Source organism: Streptomyces sp. NPDC006551 (assembly GCF_040611675.1).
Lineage (GTDB): Bacteria > Actinomycetota > Actinomycetes > Streptomycetales > Streptomycetaceae > Streptomyces.
Window position 1 is genome coordinate 1 of record NZ_JBEXOT010000014.1, and the last position, 18385, is coordinate 18385.

The following is an 18385-nucleotide window of genomic DNA, read 5'->3' on the forward strand; positions in this document are numbered from 1 at the left end:
CGCCCCGCGCCGCGCCCACCGCACCCCCCCCAAACACAAACCCCCCCCAACCCCCCCCCCCCCCCCCCGCTTCTCTTCTGTGGAGCTAAGGAGAATTGAACTCCTGACCTCCTGCATGCCATGCAGGCGCTCTACCAACTGAGCTATAGCCCCTTGCTGTCCGCCCCGCTCCGGGTTTCCCCCGCGGCGACAGACAGAACATTAACCGGCTCCCCGGGGGATCACCAAATCGTTTCCCTGGCGGTCGAGGGACGGCAGGTAGGGTCCCCCTCTGTGACCGTGACCGTCCTCGCCCGAGCCCGTGCCCGCCAGTGGCCCCTCGCCACCGCCGCGGCGGTGTGCCTGCTCTCCTTCATCGCCTTCTGGGTGGCCCAGCGCCTCGCCCACGTGAACATGCTGGACGTGATGGTCTACCGGGCCGAGGGCGAGACGGTCCGGGCCGGCGGCGATCTCTACGCGATGCGCGCCACCTCGGCGAACCTCGCCATGACCTACCCGCCCTTCGCCGGGCTGCTGTTCGTCCCGCTGACGCTGGTCGGCGTCCCACTGATGCGGACGCTGGCCACCGCGGGGAATCTCCTCCTGGTGATCGCGCTGGTCCAGCTCTCGCTCCAACTGGTCCGCCCGGCCCTGCCGCGCGAGGAGTTGTGGCGCAGGACGTTCTGGGTGGCCGCCGTCGTGATCTGGTGCGAGCCGGTGTGGACGACGCTGCGGTACGGCCAGATCAATCTGCTCATCGCCGTCGCGGTGCTCTGGGACCTCACCCGGCGTACGGGCCACCGCTGGGCCGGTGTCGGCATCGGTCTCGCCACTGCGGTGAAGCTCACACCCGGACTCTTCGTCGTCCTCCTCCTCGCCGCCGGTCTGTTGATCCTGCGGCGCGACAAGGGCTGGAACCAGTGGCTGCGCACGGCCGCCACCGCGACCGCGACGTTCCTCGCCGCGACCCTGCTCAGTGCGCTGGTCCTGCCGTACGACTCCCGGCGCTTCTGGACAGGGACGCTCTTCGAGAGCGGCCGGGTGGGCTTCGCCGAGGAGACCGCCAACCAGTCACTGCGCGGGGTGCTCGCCCGGCTGATGCACACCGACGATCCGGGCATGTGGTGGGCGGTCACCGCGGCCGTTCTCGGCGGTGCGGCGCTGGTGCTCGCGATACGGGCCGCGCTGCGCGGGGACAAAGCTCTGGCGGTGGTGGTCTGCGCGGTCACGGCGCTGATGATCAGCCCCATCTCCTGGTCCCACCACTGGGTGTGGTGCGTGCCGCTGCTGCTCCTGATCGCGGACCGGGTGAAGCCGGTGTGGCCGGTACTGCTGCCGGTGGCGCTGGCCTTCGCCTCGTTCGCGCTGTGGTGGGTGCCGCACGACCCGGGGCGGCCCGAACTCGACCAGAACGCCGGTCAGATGGTGCTCTCCGCGATCTACCCGCTGACCGTGACGGCGCTGTTCGTCGGGTACGGCATCAGGCGGTGGCGAAGGAGTAGAACCGCTTGAGGGTGCAGTGCTCGTCGAGGAGCCGTCCGTAGATCGGCTCGCCCTCGAGCTCGCGGTACGTCTCGATCGGGTCGCCTTTTATGATCAGCGCCCGCGCGCACTCCTCGCACCAGTACTGGTACTCGGTGTTGACCGGGTCCATGTCCCGGACGATGGGCGTACCGCTGCCGCACCAGTCGCACTTCCGCCTGTGTGCACCCATCACTCAGCTCCAGCTGTGGCCGCAGGACGTGCACACATAGGACACTCCGCCGTTGTCGCCGAGCACTTGGGCGACCTGGACGGAGCCGCACGAGGGGCAGTCGAGCCGGGCCCCGGCGCCGTCCTCGGCCCCGGGGTGGTCCTCGACGGGCTCCGCGACGGCATCGACATCGGCACACTCGGCCCCATCGGAACCGCTCGCGGTCATGCGCACACTCCCTCCCGTCCGGACCTTCGTCCCCTCCGGCCGTCCGATTCTGCCATGGCGCCGCAAGAGGGGTCAGCGCGCTGGGCCGATCCGGAGAAGGCGGGCGCACAAGGGAGGGGAACGACGAATCCCGCCCCCTACTGGGGACGGGATTCGGTGACTGTGGAGCTAAGGAGAATTGAACTCCTGACCTCCTGCATGCCATGCAGGCGCTCTACCAACTGAGCTATAGCCCCTCGTGTTCTTCGCGCTCCGCGCTGCGAACAAGAAGAACTTTAGCCTGTGACCTGCCGGAAAGTGAAATCCGGGTCTCCGGGCGGTACCGCGGCCGGTCAGTCGTCGTCGCCGAGGACCGGCTCGGGCAGCGTGCCGGCGTTGTGCTCGAGCAGACGCCAGCCGCGGGCGCCCTCACCGAGGACCGACCAGCAGCAGTTGGAGAGCCCGCCCAGGCTCTCCCAGTGACGCGCCTCCAGCTCGAGGAGACGGCCGATGGTGGTGCGGATCGTGCCGCCGTGGCTGACGACGACCAGCGTGCCGTCCTCGGGCAGCTTGTCGACGTGCTCCAGGACCACCGGGGCTGCCCGGTCGGCCACCTCGGTCTCCAGCTCGCCGCCGCCCCGGCGCACGGGCTCGCCGCGCTTCCAGGCGGCGTACTGCTCGCCGTACCGCGCGACGATCTCGTCGTGGGTCAGGCCCTGCCACTCCCCCGCGTACGTCTCGCGCAGGGCGGAGTCGTACGCGACGGGGTGGCCGGTGAGGGAGGCCAGCTCGGTCGCGGTGGCCGCCGCCCGCTTCAGGTCGGAGGCGATGATCGCGTCCGGCTTCAGCGAGGCGAGCAGCCGGGCGGCCCGGCGCGCCTGGGCGACACCGGTCTCGGTCAGCTCGATGTCCGTGGAGCCCTGGAAACGGCGCTCCAGGTTCCAGGAGGTCTGGCCATGACGCCACAGGACGATACGGCGGCCCCTGCCGCCCTTGGTGCCGTTCAGCTCAGCTCACCGTCCGCTCCGTCGGCGCCGGTGAGGCGGGCGTGCTCCTGCGCCTTGCCGCGCGTCTTCAGGGCGTCCTCGGGCAGGGAAAGCTCGGGGCAGTCCTTCCAGAGCCGCTCCAGGGCGTAGAAGACCCGCTCCTCGCTGTGCTGGACGTGGACGACGATGTCGACGTAGTCCAGGAGGATCCAGCGGGCGTCGCGGTCGCCCTCCCGGCGCACCGGCTTGGCGCCGAGCTCCTTGTTCAGGCGCTCCTCGATCTCGTCGACGATCGACTTGACCTGGCGGTCGTTGGGAGCGGAGGCGAGCAGGAAGGCGTCGGTGATCGACAGCACATCACTGACGTCGTACGCGATGATGTCGTGCGCGAGCCGGTCGGCCGCCGCCTGGGCGGCGGCGTTGACGAGCTCGATGGAGCGATCCGTGGCGGTCACAAGCAGGCTTTCGTCGGCGGTCAGAGACACCTCAAGGGTCTCACGTACCGCCGACCGCCCCGTAAACCTTTACGGGGCGGTACGACGAGGGGAAGGTCACCCGCTGGTCAGCCCTTGGTGCCGGGGATCTTGTAGTCCTCGCCCAGCACCACGGTGACCTCGGCGTTTCCGGCGGCCTTGCCCTTCTTCACCGAGCCGGCCGGCAGCCCGAGCGTCTTGGCGACCTCGCTCGCGGTCGCCTTCTGGGCGTCGTCGGTGTAGAGGACCTCGGACTTGTTCTCGGTGTCCGTCCCGGAACCGCCGGCGAAGGCGAAGCCGCCGTTGATCAGGACGATCCGGGCGGCCTCGGTGGCGCCGTCGTCACCGGTGGCGTTGCGGATCGAGACGCGGGCCGCCGCTCCCTTCTCGGGGGCGCTGACCTTTCCGCCGAGGATGTCCTTGACGACGCTGTCGACGGCGTCCTCGCTCAGCGAGCCGTCCTGCTCCACCGGCAGCAGCGCCGTCTTGTGGTCGCCGACCTTGGCGTGCTCGGCCAGCTTGGCGAGGGAGGCGCCGAGATCCTTCTCCGGCAGCGAGGGGTCGAGGATCTGGGCGAGCGTCTCGACGGTGACGGTGGCGGCCTTCGGGTCGTCGGAGATCTTCCGCAGCACGCCGTACATGACCTGGCCGAAGCGCTGCAGCTGCTTGGCCTCGGCCTCGCCGGGCGCGCGGTAGGTGGCGTAGGCGACGGCGGCGCGGCCGTTGAGTGTCTGGTTCTCGCCCTTGGCGACGAGCGGCGCGTCGTCCTTCTTCTCGCCGGGCACCTCGGTGTCGGTGGTGACCTCGATGTTGCTGACCAGCTCGACCAGGTTCTCCAGGTACGGGGTGTCGAGCCGCCACGTTCCGGTGATCCGGGTGCCGAGGAGGTTGCCGATCGCCTCGCGGGTGCCGCTGGAGCCGTCGTCCTCGACGGATTTGCCGAGCGTGGTGGTGGTGCCCTCGTCGTTGGCGACGGAGAGGGCGTTGGGGAGGAGGACGGTGGTGCCCTGCTTGGTCGTGGTGTTGTCCACCAGCAGGGCGGTGGAGGTGCCGCCGCCCTTGGTGTCGTGGAGGTGGACGACGATCGTGTCGCGCTTCTGAGGGCCGGTGGCGGTGTTCTGGGGCTGTCCGTCGTCGGACGTGCCGGGGAGCATGCCCGCGGACCAGAGGTAGCCGACACCGCCGACGGCGGCGAGGACGAGGACGACGACCAGGGCGACGATACGGTTGCGGCCGCGGCGCCTGGCCTCCTCGCGCCGCTCGGAGCGGCTCTCGGTGAACTTCAGCCAGTCGATGACGTCTTCGGAGTCCTCGTCGGGCTCCTCGATGAACGAGAACTGCTCGGTGCGGTAGGCGCGCTCGTCGCCACCGTCGCGGTCGCGGTCGTCCTGCGGCGCCGGGCGCTGGCCGGGCACTCCGGCGGGGGCGGCGACGGGGGCCGCCACCGGGGCGGGGGCGGGCTCGGCCTGGGCGGCGGCCCACTGCCGGCCGGTCTGCTGCGGGCCCGTCTGCTGCGGGCCGGTGTCGTAGTCGTAGGGGGCGTAGCCGTAGTCCTGCGGCTGCTCGGCCTGCTGGGGTTGCTGCGGCTGCTGGGCCTGCTGCGCGTACGGGTCGTACCGCTGCTCCTGCCCCTGGAGCGGCTGACCGTAGGCGTCGTAGCCGTAACCGGGCTGCGGCGCCCGCTGCTGGGCGTACGGGTCGTACTGCGGCTGTGCCTGCGGCGGAACCTGCTGGTAGACCGGCTGCCCGTACTCGTCGTAGCCGACGATCTGCGGCTGCGGGTAGTACGGGTCGTACGGGTTGTGCTGATCGTTCACCGGTGCCCCTCTCCGAGGCTCACTCGCCGCGGTACAACTGGCGCTTGTCGATGTAGCGCACCACGCCGTCCGGCACCAGGTACCAGACCGGGTCGCCCTGCGCGACCCTGGCCCGGCAGTCGGTGGAGGAGATCGCGAGCGCGGGCACCTCGACCAGCGAGACCCCGCCCTTGGGCAGGCCGTCGTCCGTCAGGTCGTGGCCCGGGCGGGTGACGCCGATGAAGTGGGCGAGCGAGAACAGTTCCTCGGCGTCACGCCAGGTGAGGATCTGCGACAGTGCGTCGGCCCCGGTGATGAAGAAGAGGTCCGAGTCGCTGTTGAGGGAGCGCAGGTCCCGCAGGGTGTCGATGGTGTACGTCGGTCCGCCGCGGTCGATCTCGATCCGGCTGACCGAGAACTGTGGGTTGGACGCGGTGGCAATGACCGTCATCAGATAGCGGTCCTCGGCCGCCGAGACGGCCTTGTGGCTCTTCTGCCACGGCTGCCCGGTCGGCACGAACACCACCTCGTCGAGGTGGAACAGGGCGGCCACCTCACTGGCGGCCACCAGGTGTCCGTGATGGATCGGGTCGAACGTCCCGCCCATCACGCCGAGTCGGCGCTTGCCGCGACTGCCAGTAGGCACTTCCTGCTCTCCCATGCGTGCAGAGCCTACTGGCACGGCAGCGGACGCCGGTTCCGCGGTCCCCGGCTCAGCGGTCGCGGTTGAAGCGGGTGGTGATCCACAGCAGGAGGAGGAGCGCACCGAGCGCGCCGAAACCGGTGAGGTAAGGGCTGAGGCTTTCGTGGTTGCCACCGTGCTTGGCGCCCTCGGCGAGCGTGACCAGGTTGGCGGCGGTGCTGTGGAGGCTCATCTTCGGCAGGACCTATCGATCGGGGGTGGGAGCGGAGACTTCGCCCACATCGTATGCGGGGCCTTCGGGCACGCTCACGCCGACTCAGTCGTTGGCGACGGTGTCGACCCCGACGATATCCACAGGCCCGACGATATCCACAGGCTCGGGCGCACCATGGGCCCAGCGCCTAGGCTGTGATGCGTCAGGGGGACGAGCAAGGTCTCGTACGAGCAGGGGGCACACCATGACCGAGAAGTCCGACAACCACGAGGGGAACGTGCCGAGCAGGCAGCGCAAACGCTTCCCCGGCATCTCCTCACGCGCCTACGAGCATCCCGCCGACCGTTCGGCCCTCGTCGCCCTGCGCAGGCTGACCGGCTTCGACACGGTCTTCAAGGCCCTCAGCGGACTGCTGCCGGAGCGCAGCCTGCGGCTGCTCTTCCTCTCCGACTCCGTACGGGTGAGCGACGCCCAGTTCACGCACCTCAACGACATGCTCAGGGACGCCTGTTACATCCTGGACCTGGAGAAGGTCCCGCCGATGTACGTCACCCAGGATCCGCAGCCGAACGCGATGTGCATCGGCCTTGACGAGCCGATCATCGTGGTCACCACCGGGCTCGTGGAGCTCCTCGACGAGGAGGAGATGCGGGCGGTCGTGGGCCACGAGGTGGGCCACGCGCTCTCCGGGCACTCGGTGTACCGCACGATCCTGCTGTTCCTCACCAATCTGGCGCTGAAGGTGGCCTGGATCCCGCTGGGCAATGTCGCGATCATGGCGATCGTGACGGCGCTGCGGGAGTGGTTCCGCAAGTCGGAGCTGTCGGCCGACCGGGCGGGGCTGCTGGTCGGCCAGGACCTGCAGGCGTCGATGCGCGGTCTGATGAAGATCGCGGGCGGCAACCATCTGCACGAGATGAACGTGGACGCGTTCCTCGCCCAGGCGGACGAGTACGAGAAGGGCGGCGATCTGCGCGACTCCGTGCTGAAGATCCTCAACGTGCTGCCGCGCTCGCACCCCTTCGCCACCGTCCGGGCCGCCGAGCTGAAGAAGTGGTCCGAGTCCCGCGACTACCAGCGGATCATGGACGGGCACTACCCCCGGCGCTCGGAGGACAAGGACACCTCGGTGAGCGACTCCTTCCGCGAGTCGGCCGGGCACTACGCCGACTCGGTCCGCACCAGCAAGGATCCGCTGATGAAGCTGGTCGGTGACATCGCGGGCGGCGCGGGCGACCTGGCCGGTGATCTGGGCGGGAAGCTGCGCAGCCGGTTCGGCGGCGGAGCCTCGCGCGGCGGCGCTGACGGTGAGGGCGGGACGCCCGGCGAGACCGGCGGCGGCGAGGGCGGCACCGCCAAGGGCGGTCAGAGCGAGGGCTGAGCGCCAGGCGCCAGCGCCCCGCAGAGCGACGAGACGGCGGGCCGGCCCGTGGCGTACGGGTCGGTGACCGCCGGACCGCCGGAGGCGGAGACCCGCTCGCCGGCCAGGAGCGGCTTCAGGGCTCCGGCGGCTCCGGCGCCGCATGCCTGCGGGCCGGCCTGGACGACGCTGGTCAACAGCTCGGCACGGTGCATGCGCAGGTCCTCGCGGTCGAAGCGGAAGTGCAGCTCGCGATGGACCGTGAAGAGGGAGGCCTGGGCCGTCGGACCGGCGCCGGAGGCGGCCGGGCGCACGGCGTAGGTGAAGGTGTGGTCGGTGGTCACCTCCAGCATGTCCGTCGCCGTCTCCGCGAAGCGGAGGGTGCCCTGGACGCGGGGGGTGGGGTCGGCCAGGCCGACCTTGGCCGGGTCGAACCGCACCAGCCAGCCGGAGACCGCGTGCCGGCCGTCGTCCAGCGACGACTCGACGCTCCGGTCGAACTGCGCCAGCTGGTCGGGGTCGAGCAGCAGCCGGACGGGCCGCACCGTCACCCCGGTCAGCACGTCGGGCTCCAGCGAGGAGGCCACGAGATAATCCTTGGCGATGCTCAGGGCCGTGACCACCTGGCTCTCCGAGAAGTGGCCGGTGCGCCCGGTGTCCGGGAGGTTGATGCCGGCGGCGCCGCCGCGGAACTCGGCGGCCGGGCTGCGGGCGAACAGCTGGGCGGGTTCGCCCCCGGCCACGGGGCCCTGCGGGGCCAGCGGGACCACGGTGATCCGCAGCGGTTCGGCCCGCTGGTCGCCGGGCGGCATGTAGGGGTTGCGGACGCCGAGATAGATGGCGGTTCCGAAGGCGAGGAGAATCAGCAGCACCAGCAGGACGGCCTGACGGGAGCCGTTCCTGGTCTCCCGGACGCCGGAGAGGCTGCGGACCGCCTGGGCGTGCTCGCCCATCCGCTCCGCGGCGGAGAACTCCTGGAGCCGGGCAGCGCGGACGAACGACTCGTCGAAGACGACGGATCGGTACTCGTCCTCACCACCGCCGGGGTCGGGTGCCATCCCCTCAGGCGGGTCGCCACGCCCTGCCATACCTTCAGAGTAGGTCCGCTGAAGCTCCGGTAAACGCCCAGGTACACGACAAGTTCCGAACGATCAGGGGGTGCGGGGAGCGGCCGGGACCGGGGGCGGGGAGTAGGCGGCGGAGGCGGAGGGCGCCGTGACGGCGGGAGGCACGGCGCGCGGCTTGTCGATGCCGGTGGTGGCAGGGGCGGGGATCCGGTCGTGGCGGTTGGCCGAGGCTCCGCGGTAGACGGCGGTGAAGGCGAGGGCGACCATGCCGACGCCCATCACCAGGGCGAGGACCCAGGCGACCGGCCGGTGCCAGCGGGCACTGCCCCGATAGGGGCGCAGGGCGCCGCCGTGCGGGCCGTACGGACCGCAGTCGTCGTCGGCGTCCTCGGAGTCCCAGCTGTCGGCGTAGCGGCCGCCGAAGGGGTCGGGGTCGTCCCCGAAAGGTTCGTCCGGGGCGCCGCCCGCCCTGGCGCGGGCGGCCTCGGCTTCGGCGCGCGCCTGCGCGGCCGCGAGCAGCCGCTCCACGGCGGTCGGTTCATGGACCTCGGCGGCTCGGACGAAGTCCTCGTCGAAGACCACGGTGGCGTAGTCCTCGTCCGCGCCCCCGCGGTCGTCAGCATCGTCAGGGTCCACGCCGTCCGGGAACGGCTTGCCCCCCACGTCGTCCGGCACGTTTTTCAGAGTAGACCTGGGAGGTGGTTTTGGGCAGGGAGAGTGCGAACCGTCCCCGCCCGTCCGGCCCTCGTTCCGCCCTCGTTCGGCGCCGCGAGGGCGGCGCCGAACGAGCGAATCGGGATCACCGCGTGTGACCGTCGCCGGTGACGATGTACTTCGTCGAGGTCAGCTCCGGCAGGCCCATCGGCCCGCGCGCGTGGAGCTTCTGGGTCGAGATCCCGATCTCGGCGCCGAAGCCGAACTGGCCACCGTCGGTGAAACGGGTGGAGGCGTTGACGGCGACGGTGGTGGAGTCGACCAGCTGGGTGAAGCGGCGGGCCGCCGCCTGCGAGGTGGTGACGATCGCCTCGGTGTGGCCGGAGGACCACAGCCGGATGTGGGAGACGGCGGCGTCCAGCGAGTCGACGACGGCGGCGGCGATGTCGTACGAGAGGTACTCGGTCTCCCAGTCCTCGGGGGTCGCGGGGACGACGGTGGCCTTGGATCCCTCGGCGTGGGCGAGGACCCGCTCGTCGGCGTGCACGGTGACGCCGGCCTCGGCGAGGGCGGCGAGCGCCCGGGGCAGGAAGTCGCCGGCGATGTCCTGATGCACCAGGAGCGTCTCGGCCGCGTTGCAGACGCTGACCCGCTGGGCCTTGGAGTTGACCAGGATGTCGACGGCCATGTCGAGGTCGGCCTGGGCGTCGACGTAGACGTGGCAGTTTCCGGTGCCGGTCTCGATGACCGGCACGATCGACTCCTCGACGACCGTACGGATGAGGGAGGCGCCGCCGCGCGGGATCAGGACGTCGACCAGGCCGCGGGCGCGCATCAGCTCGCGAACCGAGTCGCGGGACTCGCCGGGGACGAGCTGGATGGCGTCGGCGGGCAGGCCCGCCCCTCCGACGGCGTCGCGCAGGACCTTCACCAGGGCGGTGTTGGAGGAGTACGCGGAGGACGAGCCGCGCAGCAGGACGGCGTTGCCGGACTTCAGGCAGAGGGCGGCCGCGTCGACGGTGACGTTCGGGCGGGCCTCGTAGATGATGCCGACGACGCCGAGGGGGACGCGGACCTGACGCAGGTCGATGCCGTTGGGCAGGGTCGAGCCGCGGACGACCTCGCCGACCGGGTCGGGCAGGGCCGCGACGTCGCGGACGTCGGCGGCGATGGCCCGTACGCGCTCGGGGGTGAGGGTGAGCCGGTCGACGACGGACTCGCTGGTGCCGGCCTCGCGGGCGCGGGCGACGTCCTCGGCGTTGGCCTCGACGATCTCGGCGGTACGGACCTCGAGCGCGTCCGCGATCGCCAGCAGGGCCTCGTCCTTGGCCGCGCGCGGAAGTGGCGCGATTTCGGCGGCGGCGGCGCGGGCCCGGTAGGCGGCCTGGGCGACCGGGGACAGATTGTCGAGGGGCGTGAGCGAGGTCATGTCCGCAGGGTACTGGCACCACTGCGGACATCCCTCACGTTTCCCGTCCGTATCCCGCACTGCGAGACGTCTCTCAGGAGGCCCTGGACGTCTCCGGAGGTCTCAGTAGGGGTGCACTCCCACCGGGGCGGCCGGCGGCGGGCCGTATCCCTCGGCGATCCGCTGGTGGTAGGTCTCGCGGTCGATGACCTCCAGACCGACGATCTCCCAGGGCGGAAGCTTGGCGCTCTGCCGGTGCTCGCCCCACAGCCGGAGCGCGACCGCGGCGGCGTCGTGCAGGTCGCGGGCCTCTTCCCAGTACCGGATCTCCGCGTGATCATTGGCGTAGCGGCTGGTCAGCAGGAAGGGGTGGTCGTGGGCCAGCTGCTCGAGACCTCTCCTGACCTCCGTCAGCGGGGCCTCCGCCCCGGAAACGCTGAGCGTGATGTGCCAGAGCTTCGACACGGCCACCTCCCGCTCCTCGGCGCGTGTCTCACGGGCCCCGGTGGCCCGTCCCTCGGCGCCGGTCCCGTTCTCCTCGATGTCGAAGTCGGCTCCGGCCTCGACACTCGTCAGGGCGCGTTCGGCCGTCCCGCGGGGCACTGCCCCTGGGCGCGCTCGTCTCACCGGCGGCCTCCTGTTGTGATGCGTGTGGTGCTGTACCCCGACTTGTCTTGCCCCCGAGACAAAGTTGACCAGCCCGAGGCCGCACATGGGGCGGTTTTGGTGAAGGTCTCTACCGGATGACCGGACTTTCGGCCGTTTCCTCGCGGGATCCCCACGGAATCAGGGGCCGACCACGACGAGGTCGTCGCGGTGCACGACCTCCCGCTCGTACTCCGGTCCGAGCTCCTTGGCGAGTTCGGGGGTGGAGCGGCCGAGCATCCGGGGGATCTCCTTGGCGTCGAAGTTGACCAGCCCGCGGGCCACGGGCCGGCCGTCGGTGTCCCGCAGCTCCACCGGGTCACCGGCGACGAACTCGCCCTCGACTGCCGCGATTCCGGCGGCCAGCAGCGACTTCTTGCCTTCGACGACGGCCCGTACGGCGCCGTCGTCCAGGGTGAGGGACCCCTGCGGTGTGGAGGCGTGGGCGAGCCAGAGCAGCCGGTCGGCCGAGCGGCGGCCGGTGCGGTGGAAGTACGTGCCGGTGTCCCGGCCGTTCAGGGCGTCGGCGGCGCGGCTGGCGGAGGTGAGGACGACCGGGATCCCGGCGGCGGCCGCGATCCGGGCCGCCTCGACCTTGGTGACCATGCCACCGGTGCCGACCCCGGCCTTGCCGGCCGAGCCGATCTCTACATGAGCGATGTCGGCGGGTCCGGTGACCTCGGCGATCCTCGACGTGCCGGGCTTGGAGGGGTCCCCGTCGTAGAGCCCGTCGACGTCCGAGAGCAGCACCAGCAGGTCGGCCCGGACGAGGTGGGCGACGAGGGCGGCGAGCCGGTCGTTGTCGCCGAAGCGGATCTCGTCCGTGGCGACGGTGTCGTTCTCGTTGACGATCGGCAGGGCGCCCATGGCGAGCAGCTGGTCGAGAGTGCGGTAGGCGTTGCGGTAGTGGGCGCGGCGACTGGTGTCGTCGGTGGTGAGCAGCACCTGTCCGACGCGGACGCCGTAGCGGGCGAAGGAGGCGGTGTAGCGGGCGACGAGGAGGCCCTGGCCGACGCTGGCGGCTGCCTGCTGGCGGGCGAGGTCCTTGGGGCGGCGGGTGAGGCCGAGCGGGGCGAGACCGGCGGCGATGGCACCGGAGGAGACGAGCACGATCTCCTTCTCGCCACCGCTGCGGACCTTGGCGAGAACGTCGACGAGGGCGTCGACCCGGTCGGCGTCGAGGCCCCCGGACGCGGTGGTCAGCGAGGACGAACCGACCTTGACGACGACCCTGCGGGCTTCCGTCACGAACTGCCTTGCCACTGTCACCTGCGTCGTCCTCACTCGTCTTTCCCCACGGCGCCGCGCGCGTCCGGCCCCGCACGCCCTGCCGCGCACACCTGCCGCGACTGCCAGGCAATCTACGCGAGCGACGACGGCACCCGCCCGGCTATTCCGCTGGGTGGACGCGGCTCTCCCAGGCCGAGGCGATCATGGAACGGACGTCGTGGCGGGCCTTCCAGCCCAGCTCCGCGGAGATCCGCTCGCTCGAGGCGACGACCTTGGCCGGGTCGCCGGGGCGGCGCTCGACGACGTCGGGGGTGACGTCGAGACCGGTGACCTCGCCGATGAGGTCGATCATCTCCCGTACCGAAACCCCCTCGCCGCGGCCGACGTTGAGGGTGAGGTCGCCTGCCTCGCCGGCGGCGGCGCGCTCGTCGAGCCTGTGGGCGACGGCCAGATGCGCGTCGGCGATGTCGGCGACATGGATGTAGTCACGGACGCAGGTGCCGTCGGGCGTCGCGTAGTCGTCGCCGAAGACCAGGGGCGGCAGACCGGCGTCGAGCCGCTGGAAGACCATCGGGACCAGGTTGAAGACGCCGGTGTCGGCGAGTTCGGGCGCGGCCGTGCCCGCCACGTTGAAGTAGCGCAGGCAGGCGGTGGCGATGCCGTGGGCGCGGCCCGCCGCGCGGACCAGCCATTCGCCGGCCAGCTTGGTCTCGCCGTACGGGCTCAGCGGCAGGCACGGCGTCTCCTCGGTGACGAGTTCGACGTCGGGCGTGCCGTAGACGGAGGCCGAGGAGGAGAAGACGAAACGGCGGACGTCCGCCTCGACGGCGGCGCCGAGCAGGACCTGGAGGCCCGTCACGTTCTGTTCGTAGTAGAAGAGGGGACGCTCGACGGACTCGCCGACGGCCTTCTTCGCGGCGAGGTGGACGATGCCGCGGACGCCGTGCTCGCGCAGGACCCGGTCGAGGAAGGGGCGGTCGAGGACGGTGCCCCGCTCCAGCGGAACACCCTCGGGGACCCGGGCGGCGTCGCCGCCGCTGAGGTCGTCCACGACGACGACCCGCTCGCCGGCGTCCGTCATGGACGTGACGACATGGGAACCGATGTATCCGGCACCGCCGGTGATGAGCCACGTCATCCGGGCAGCCTAACCCGTACGCCGACGGCCCGGCGGCCCCTCGCGGGGGCAACCGGGCCGTCGGCGTACACGCGTCCGATCAGTCGTGCGCCCGCTCAGGCACCGGTGGTGCCGAGCGAGCGGCGGAACGCCAGGCAGTCCTCGTAGACGGGCAGGATGCCGGCCTCGCGGGCCTCGGCCAGCGTGGGCCCCTGGGCGTCCTTGGCGGACAGCTCGGGCTCGCCCGTCACCGGCCACTCGATGCCGATCGCCGGGTCGAGCGGGTACACGGTCCGCTCCCGCTCGGGGGCGTACCCCTCGGAGCAGAGGTAGGCGACGGTCGCGTCGTCGGTGAGTGCGCAGAAGCCGTGACCGAGCCCCTCGGAGAGGTAGACGGCGTTGCGCTCCTTCTCGTCGAGGCGCACCGCCTCCCACTGCCCGAAGGTCGGCGAGCCGACCCGGACGTCGACGATCACGTCGAGCACGGCACCACGCACACAGGTCACGTACTTGGCCTGCCCCGGCGGGACGTCGGCGAAGTGGATGCCGCGCAGGACGCCCGCCGCGGAGACCGACATGTTGGCCTGCTTCAGGCCGAGCGGATGGCCGACGGCCTCGGCGAGCCTGTCCGCCTTGTACCACTCGAGGAAGAGACCACGGGCGTCCCCGTGCTGCTGCGGGACGAATTCCCAGGCACCCTCGATACCAAGGGGATTGACCTTCATTACGAGTCCTTATATCGGTGCGATATCAGTGCGGTGACGCCTCGAATACGGAGCGGCTATGCCTCGTGCTTGAGGAGATTCAGCAGATAGTCGCCGTAACCGCTCTTGGTCAGCGGCTCCGCGAGGGCGCGCAGCTGGTCGTCGTCGATGAATCCGGCCCGCCAGGCGGCCTCTTCGAGGCAGCCGATCTTCATTCCCTGACGCTCCTCGACGACCCGCACGTACTCGGACGCCTGGACGAGGGACTGGAAGGTTCCGGTGTCCAGCCAGACGGTGCCGCGGTCCAGGACGGAGACCTGGAGCTCCCCGCGGTCGAGGTAGTACTTGTTGACGTCGGTGATCTCCAGCTCGCCCCGGTCGCTCGGCTTGAGGCCCTTGGCGACCTCCACGACACGGCTGTCGTAGAAGTAGAGGCCGGGGACCGCGTAGCGGGACTTGGGGTTCTTCGGCTTCTCCTCGATGGAGCGGGCGCGGCCCTGCTCGTCGAAGTCGACCACGCCGTACGCCGTCGGGTCGGAGACCGCGTGGGCGAAGACCACACCGCCGTCCGGCCGCTGGAAGTCGGCCAGCTGCCGGCCGAGGCCGACGCCGTGGAAGATGTTGTCGCCGAGGATCAGCGCGACGGGCTCGTCGCCGATGAACTCCTCACCGATGACGAACGCCTCGGCGATGCCCGCGGGGCGCTCCTGCGTGGCGAACTGGATGTTCAGTCCCCAGTCCGAGCCGTCGCCGAGCAGCCGCTCGAACTGAGGGCGCTCCTCCGGGCCGGTGATGACCAGGATGTCCCGCAGGCCGGCCATCACGAGGGTCGACAGCGGGTAGTAGATCATCGGCTTGTCGAAGACCGGCATCAGCTGCTTCGACACGGCACGGGTGATCGGCCAGAGCCGGGAGCCGGTACCACCGGCAAGCAAAATTCCACGCATGGTCCTGCACCCTACGACAGCGCCGGGGCGCCCGCCGCCACCGCACGGGTGACACCCGCCACTGAACAGCGGGCAACGGGGAGACCATAGAATGGCGCCCCTTATGAAGATTCTCGTCACCGGCGGCGCCGGCTTCATCGGTTCTCAATTCGTGCGGGCACTCCTTCTGGGAGAACTGCCCTCGGGCCAAGACGCCCACGTCACCGTCCTGGACAACCTGACCTATTCGGGCAACGAGGCGAACCTCCTGCCGGTGGCCGACAAGGCGGGTTACACCTTCGTCCACGGCGACATCCGTGACTTCGCGACGGTCGACGACGTGATGCGCGGCCAGGACGCCGTCGTGCACTTCGCCGCCGAGTCCCACGTGGACCGCTCGATCATGGACGCGTCCCCGTTCGTGACCACGAACGTGCTGGGCACCCAGGTCCTCCTCGACGCCGCGAAGCGCCACGGCGTCGGCCGCTTCGTGCACGTCTCCACGGACGAGGTCTACGGCTCCATCGCCGAGGGCTCGTGGACCGAGGACTGGCCCCTCGCCCCGAACTCCCCGTACTCGGCCTCGAAGGCCGGCTCGGACCTGCTGGCGCTCTCGTACCACCGCACGCACGGCATGGACGTCGTCGTCACGCGCTGCTCCAACAACTACGGGCAGTACCACTTCCCCGAGAAGATGATCCCGCTGTTCACCACGAACCTGCTGGACGGGAAGAAGGTGCCGCTGTACGGCGAGGGCCTGAACATCCGCGACTGGCTGCACGTCTCCGACCACTGCCGTGGCATCGAGATGGTGCTGCGCGGCGGCCGCGCCGGTGAGGTCTACCACATCGGCGGCGGCACCGAGGTGACCAACAAGGAACTCACCGGCATGCTGCTCGACGCCTGCGGCGCCGGGTGGGACATGGTCGAGCACGTCGCCGACCGCAAGGGCCACGACCTGCGCTACTCCCTGTCGATCGCCAAGATCCAGGAGGAGCTCGGCTACACCCCGCTCGTCACCTTCGAGCAGGGCCTGGCCGACACGGTCTCCTGGTACCGCGACAACCGCGCCTGGTGGGAGCCGCTCAAGGCGAAGGCGGCGCTGTCCGCATGACGCGCTGGCTGATCACCGGTGCGGCCGGCATGCTCGGCCGCGACCTGACCGAGGTCCTGCGGGAGAGCGGGGCGTCCGTCACGGCGTTGACGCGCCACGACCTGGACATCACCGACCCGGAGGCGGTCCGCGCGGCGGTCGCCGGCCAGGACGTCGTGGTCAACGCGGCCGCGTGGACCGATGTCGACGGCGCGGAGGCCGACGAGGCCGCGGCGACCCGGATCAACGGTGAGGGCGTGCGCGTCCTGGCCGGGGCCTGCGCCGAGCGGGGCGCCGTCCTGCTCCAGGTCTCCACGGACTACGTCTTCCCCGGCGACGCCGACCGGCCGTACCCGCACGACGCCCCGACCGCGCCGGTGAACGCCTACGGCCGCAGCAAGCTGGCCGGCGAGCGGGCGGTCGCCGAGCTGCTGCCCGAGCGCGGCTATGTGGTGCGTACGGCGTGGCTGTACGGCGCGCACGGCCGCAACTTCGTCTCCACGATGCTGAAGCTCGCCGAGCAGCGCGAGACCGTCGACGTCGTCGACGACCAGCGCGGCCAGCCGACCTGGACCGGCGCGCTCGCCCGTCAGCTGCGCGATCTCGGTGAGGCGGCGGTGGCGGGCAAGGCCCCGGCCGGCGTCTACCACGGCACGGCGACGGACACGGCGACCTGGTTCGACCTGGCGCGGGCCGCCTTCGAGCTGTCGGGTCTCGACCCGGAGCGGGTGCGGCCGACCACGTCGGAGAAGTTCGTCCGTCCGGCGCGCCGCCCCTCGTACAGCGTCCTGGCGCACGAGCGGTGGGCCGAGGCGGGCGTCGCCGCGCAGCCGCACTGGCGTGACCAGCTCACCGAGGCGCTGAGCGTCATGACGCGGGGCGGGCGGCCGAACGCGTGACTTTGCTCGAACGCATCACCACCGCGCTGCCCCAGGGCACGGCCTTCGTCGGCGCCGGCACGGCCGTCCTCGGCGTGGCCAGCTATGTCCATCTCGCCGCGGCGGGCCACACGCTCGCCGTGGACGACATGGCGAGCTTCTCCGTCCTGTGGACCGTGGTGTTCTCCATCGGTCTCGGCCTCTTCTTCCCGGTCGAGCAGGAGATCACCCGGGTCGTGGCCTCGCGGGTCGTGGCCGGTGACGGGGCGCTGCCGGTGCTGCGCCGCGGTGCGGCGCTGTCCTTCGGGCTGCTCGCGGTGGTGCTGCTGCCGATGTCGCTGTTCGGGCGACAGCTGGCGGACCTCTTCTTCCACGGTGACGTCGGTCTGGTGGTCGCGATGGGCGGCGCCTTCGCGGCGCTGGCCCTGGCCCATGTCACCCGTGGCGTGCTCGCGGGTCTGGGCCGGTTCCAGGCGTACGGGCTGCAGCTCGGGCTCGACGGCGGCCTGCGGATCGTGATGTCGCTGGCGCTGGCGCTGGCGGGTGTCCGTTCCTCCTTCGCCTTCGCGGCGGTGCTGACGGTTGCTCCGCTGATCGCGGTGCTCGTCACCCTGCGACCGGTGTTCCAGGGGGCCCGTCCGGGCTCGGCGGCGCACTGGCGTGAGCTGATAGAGCACCTGGGACTGCTGGTCGGTTCGACGCTGCTCGCCCAGCTCCTCGTCAACATCGCTGTGATCAGTACGAAGCTGATCGCGACGGACGACAACGAGCTGGTCACCGCGCTGCTGGCGGCGCTGGTGCTCGCCCGTGTCCCGCTCTTCGTGTTCGGGGCGTTCCAGGTGTCACTGCTCGCCGGGCTCTCCTCGGCCGCGGCCGAGGGCGACACGCAGGGTTACCGGCGGCTGCTCCTTCGGGCGGCGGCGGTGACGGGCGGCCTGGGGGTGGCCGGCGGGCTCTGCGCGGTGGCGCTGGGACCGCTCCTGCTGCCCGTCTTCTTCGGCGCCCCGGACGTGCTCGGACCGGTCGACTTCGCGTGGCTCTCGCTCGGAACGACGCTGTACATGCTGGCCATGGTGCTGGGGCAGGCACTGCTCACGAGCGGTGGCGCGCGGCAGCAGTTGCTGGCCTGGATCGTGGGCACGGTGGTGCTGGTGGCGGTTACTCTCAGTCCGCTCGAACTGCGCAGCAGGGTGGAGATCGCCTACGCCGTGGGGTCGCTCGCGGTCGTCACCAGCATGATTCTCGCCCTTCGCTCTCGTGTAGGCTACCGTTCGGTGCACTCATAGGAATGATCACCATTCCCTCACTCTCC

The 18385-nt window shown here is 70.9% G+C and carries 20 protein-coding genes and 2 tRNA genes; 5 read left to right on the plus strand and 17 right to left on the minus strand.

From position 1 onward, the window contains the following. Positions 1-80: 80 nt before the first annotated feature. A tRNA-Ala gene (locus tag ABZY12_RS15690) sits at positions 81-153 on the minus strand. Between the two features lie 120 nt (positions 154-273). Between ABZY12_RS15690 and ABZY12_RS15695 the strand changes: the two genes are divergently transcribed. After that, positions 274-1491, plus strand: coding sequence for a glycosyltransferase 87 family protein (locus ABZY12_RS15695; protein WP_356890430.1), 1218 nt, complete (start codon positions 274-276; stop codon positions 1489-1491). Here ABZY12_RS15695 and ABZY12_RS15700 read toward each other — a convergent pair. From ABZY12_RS15700 to ABZY12_RS15735, 8 genes are all read right to left on the minus strand, one after another. Then, entirely contained in the window at positions 1460-1693 is a 234-nt protein-coding gene (locus ABZY12_RS15700; protein WP_137989347.1) for a hypothetical protein, read from the minus strand. The two genes, ABZY12_RS15695 and ABZY12_RS15700, sit on opposite strands and share 32 nt — an antisense overlap. Positions 1694-1696: 3 nt before the next feature. Continuing rightward, positions 1697-1900, minus strand: coding sequence for a hypothetical protein (locus ABZY12_RS15705; RefSeq protein WP_356890432.1), 204 nt, complete (start codon positions 1898-1900; stop codon positions 1697-1699). A gap of 163 nt (positions 1901-2063) precedes the next feature. Further along, a tRNA-Ala gene (locus ABZY12_RS15710) sits at positions 2064-2136 on the minus strand. A 96-nt stretch (positions 2137-2232) separates the two neighbouring features. Next, positions 2233-2886, minus strand: a complete 654-nt coding sequence (locus ABZY12_RS15715; RefSeq protein ID WP_356890644.1) for a histidine phosphatase family protein — start codon at positions 2884-2886, stop codon at positions 2233-2235. After that, entirely contained in the window at positions 2883-3320 is a 438-nt protein-coding gene (gene rsfS, locus ABZY12_RS15720; protein ID WP_356890434.1) for a ribosome silencing factor, read from the minus strand. The genes ABZY12_RS15715 and rsfS overlap by 4 nt, the downstream gene beginning before the upstream one ends. A gap of 107 nt (positions 3321-3427) precedes the next feature. Beyond that, positions 3428-5155: an LCP family protein gene (locus tag ABZY12_RS15725; protein WP_356890436.1), complete on the minus strand. Its 1728-nt coding sequence runs from the start codon at positions 5153-5155 to the stop codon at positions 3428-3430. A 19-nt stretch (positions 5156-5174) separates the two neighbouring features. Beyond that, the gene (gene nadD, locus ABZY12_RS15730; protein ID WP_356890438.1) at positions 5175-5795 is read right to left on the minus strand and encodes a nicotinate-nucleotide adenylyltransferase; all 621 of its coding nucleotides are present in this window, start codon (positions 5793-5795) and stop codon (positions 5175-5177) included. Between the two features lie 52 nt (positions 5796-5847). After that, positions 5848-6009, minus strand: a complete 162-nt coding sequence (locus ABZY12_RS15735) for a hypothetical protein (RefSeq protein ID WP_356890440.1) — start codon at positions 6007-6009, stop codon at positions 5848-5850. Positions 6010-6235: 226 nt separating this feature from the next. On the opposite strand from ABZY12_RS15735, the gene ABZY12_RS15740 reads away from it, so the two are divergent. After that, entirely contained in the window at positions 6236-7372 is a 1137-nt protein-coding gene (locus tag ABZY12_RS15740; RefSeq protein WP_356890442.1) for a M48 family metallopeptidase, read from the plus strand. Here ABZY12_RS15740 and ABZY12_RS15745 read toward each other — a convergent pair. From ABZY12_RS15745 to rfbA, 8 genes are all read right to left on the minus strand, one after another. Beyond that, the gene (locus ABZY12_RS15745) at positions 7357-8439 is read right to left on the minus strand and encodes a hypothetical protein (protein WP_356890444.1); all 1083 of its coding nucleotides are present in this window, start codon (positions 8437-8439) and stop codon (positions 7357-7359) included. The two genes, ABZY12_RS15740 and ABZY12_RS15745, sit on opposite strands and share 16 nt — an antisense overlap. Before the next feature lie 63 nt (positions 8440-8502). Continuing rightward, positions 8503-9093 carry a hypothetical protein gene (locus tag ABZY12_RS15750; protein WP_356890446.1) on the minus strand — a complete coding sequence of 197 codons (591 nt, stop codon included), beginning with the start codon at positions 9091-9093 and terminating at the stop codon, positions 8503-8505. Between the two features lie 124 nt (positions 9094-9217). Next, positions 9218-10501 (minus strand): glutamate-5-semialdehyde dehydrogenase, encoded by a 1284-nt coding sequence (locus ABZY12_RS15755; protein ID WP_356890448.1) that lies wholly within the window; start codon positions 10499-10501, stop codon positions 9218-9220. 102 nt (positions 10502-10603) lie between these two features. Beyond that, entirely contained in the window at positions 10604-11107 is a 504-nt protein-coding gene (locus ABZY12_RS15760; protein ID WP_356890450.1) for a hypothetical protein, read from the minus strand. Positions 11108-11266: 159 nt separating this feature from the next. Beyond that, the gene (proB, locus tag ABZY12_RS15765; RefSeq protein ID WP_356890452.1) at positions 11267-12394 is read right to left on the minus strand and encodes a glutamate 5-kinase; all 1128 of its coding nucleotides are present in this window, start codon (positions 12392-12394) and stop codon (positions 11267-11269) included. 121 nt (positions 12395-12515) lie between these two features. After that, complete coding sequence (galE, locus tag ABZY12_RS15770) at positions 12516-13493, minus strand: UDP-glucose 4-epimerase GalE (RefSeq protein ID WP_356890454.1); 978 nt, start codon at positions 13491-13493, stop codon at positions 12516-12518. A 95-nt stretch (positions 13494-13588) separates the two neighbouring features. After that, on the minus strand, positions 13589-14197 hold the full coding sequence (gene rfbC, locus ABZY12_RS15775) for a dTDP-4-dehydrorhamnose 3,5-epimerase (protein ID WP_356890456.1): 609 nt from the start codon (positions 14195-14197) through the stop codon (positions 13589-13591). Between the two features lie 56 nt (positions 14198-14253). Then, positions 14254-15123, minus strand: a complete 870-nt coding sequence (gene rfbA, locus ABZY12_RS15780; protein WP_356890458.1) for a glucose-1-phosphate thymidylyltransferase RfbA — start codon at positions 15121-15123, stop codon at positions 14254-14256. A gap of 103 nt (positions 15124-15226) precedes the next feature. Between rfbA and rfbB the strand changes: the two genes are divergently transcribed. From rfbB to ABZY12_RS15795, 3 genes are read left to right on the plus strand one after another with little or no spacing between them, the layout of a single operon-like run. Next, positions 15227-16216: a dTDP-glucose 4,6-dehydratase gene (rfbB, locus tag ABZY12_RS15785; RefSeq protein ID WP_356890460.1), complete on the plus strand. Its 990-nt coding sequence runs from the start codon at positions 15227-15229 to the stop codon at positions 16214-16216. After that, a complete protein-coding gene (gene rfbD / locus ABZY12_RS15790) occupies positions 16213-17094 on the plus strand; it encodes a dTDP-4-dehydrorhamnose reductase (RefSeq protein ID WP_356890462.1) in 882 nt (293 codons plus the stop codon). Before rfbB ends, rfbD begins: the two co-directional genes overlap by 4 nt. Next, on the plus strand, positions 17091-18359 hold the full coding sequence (locus ABZY12_RS15795) for a hypothetical protein (protein WP_356890464.1): 1269 nt from the start codon (positions 17091-17093) through the stop codon (positions 18357-18359). Before rfbD ends, ABZY12_RS15795 begins: the two co-directional genes overlap by 4 nt. The last annotated feature ends 26 nt before the right edge of the window (positions 18360-18385 follow it).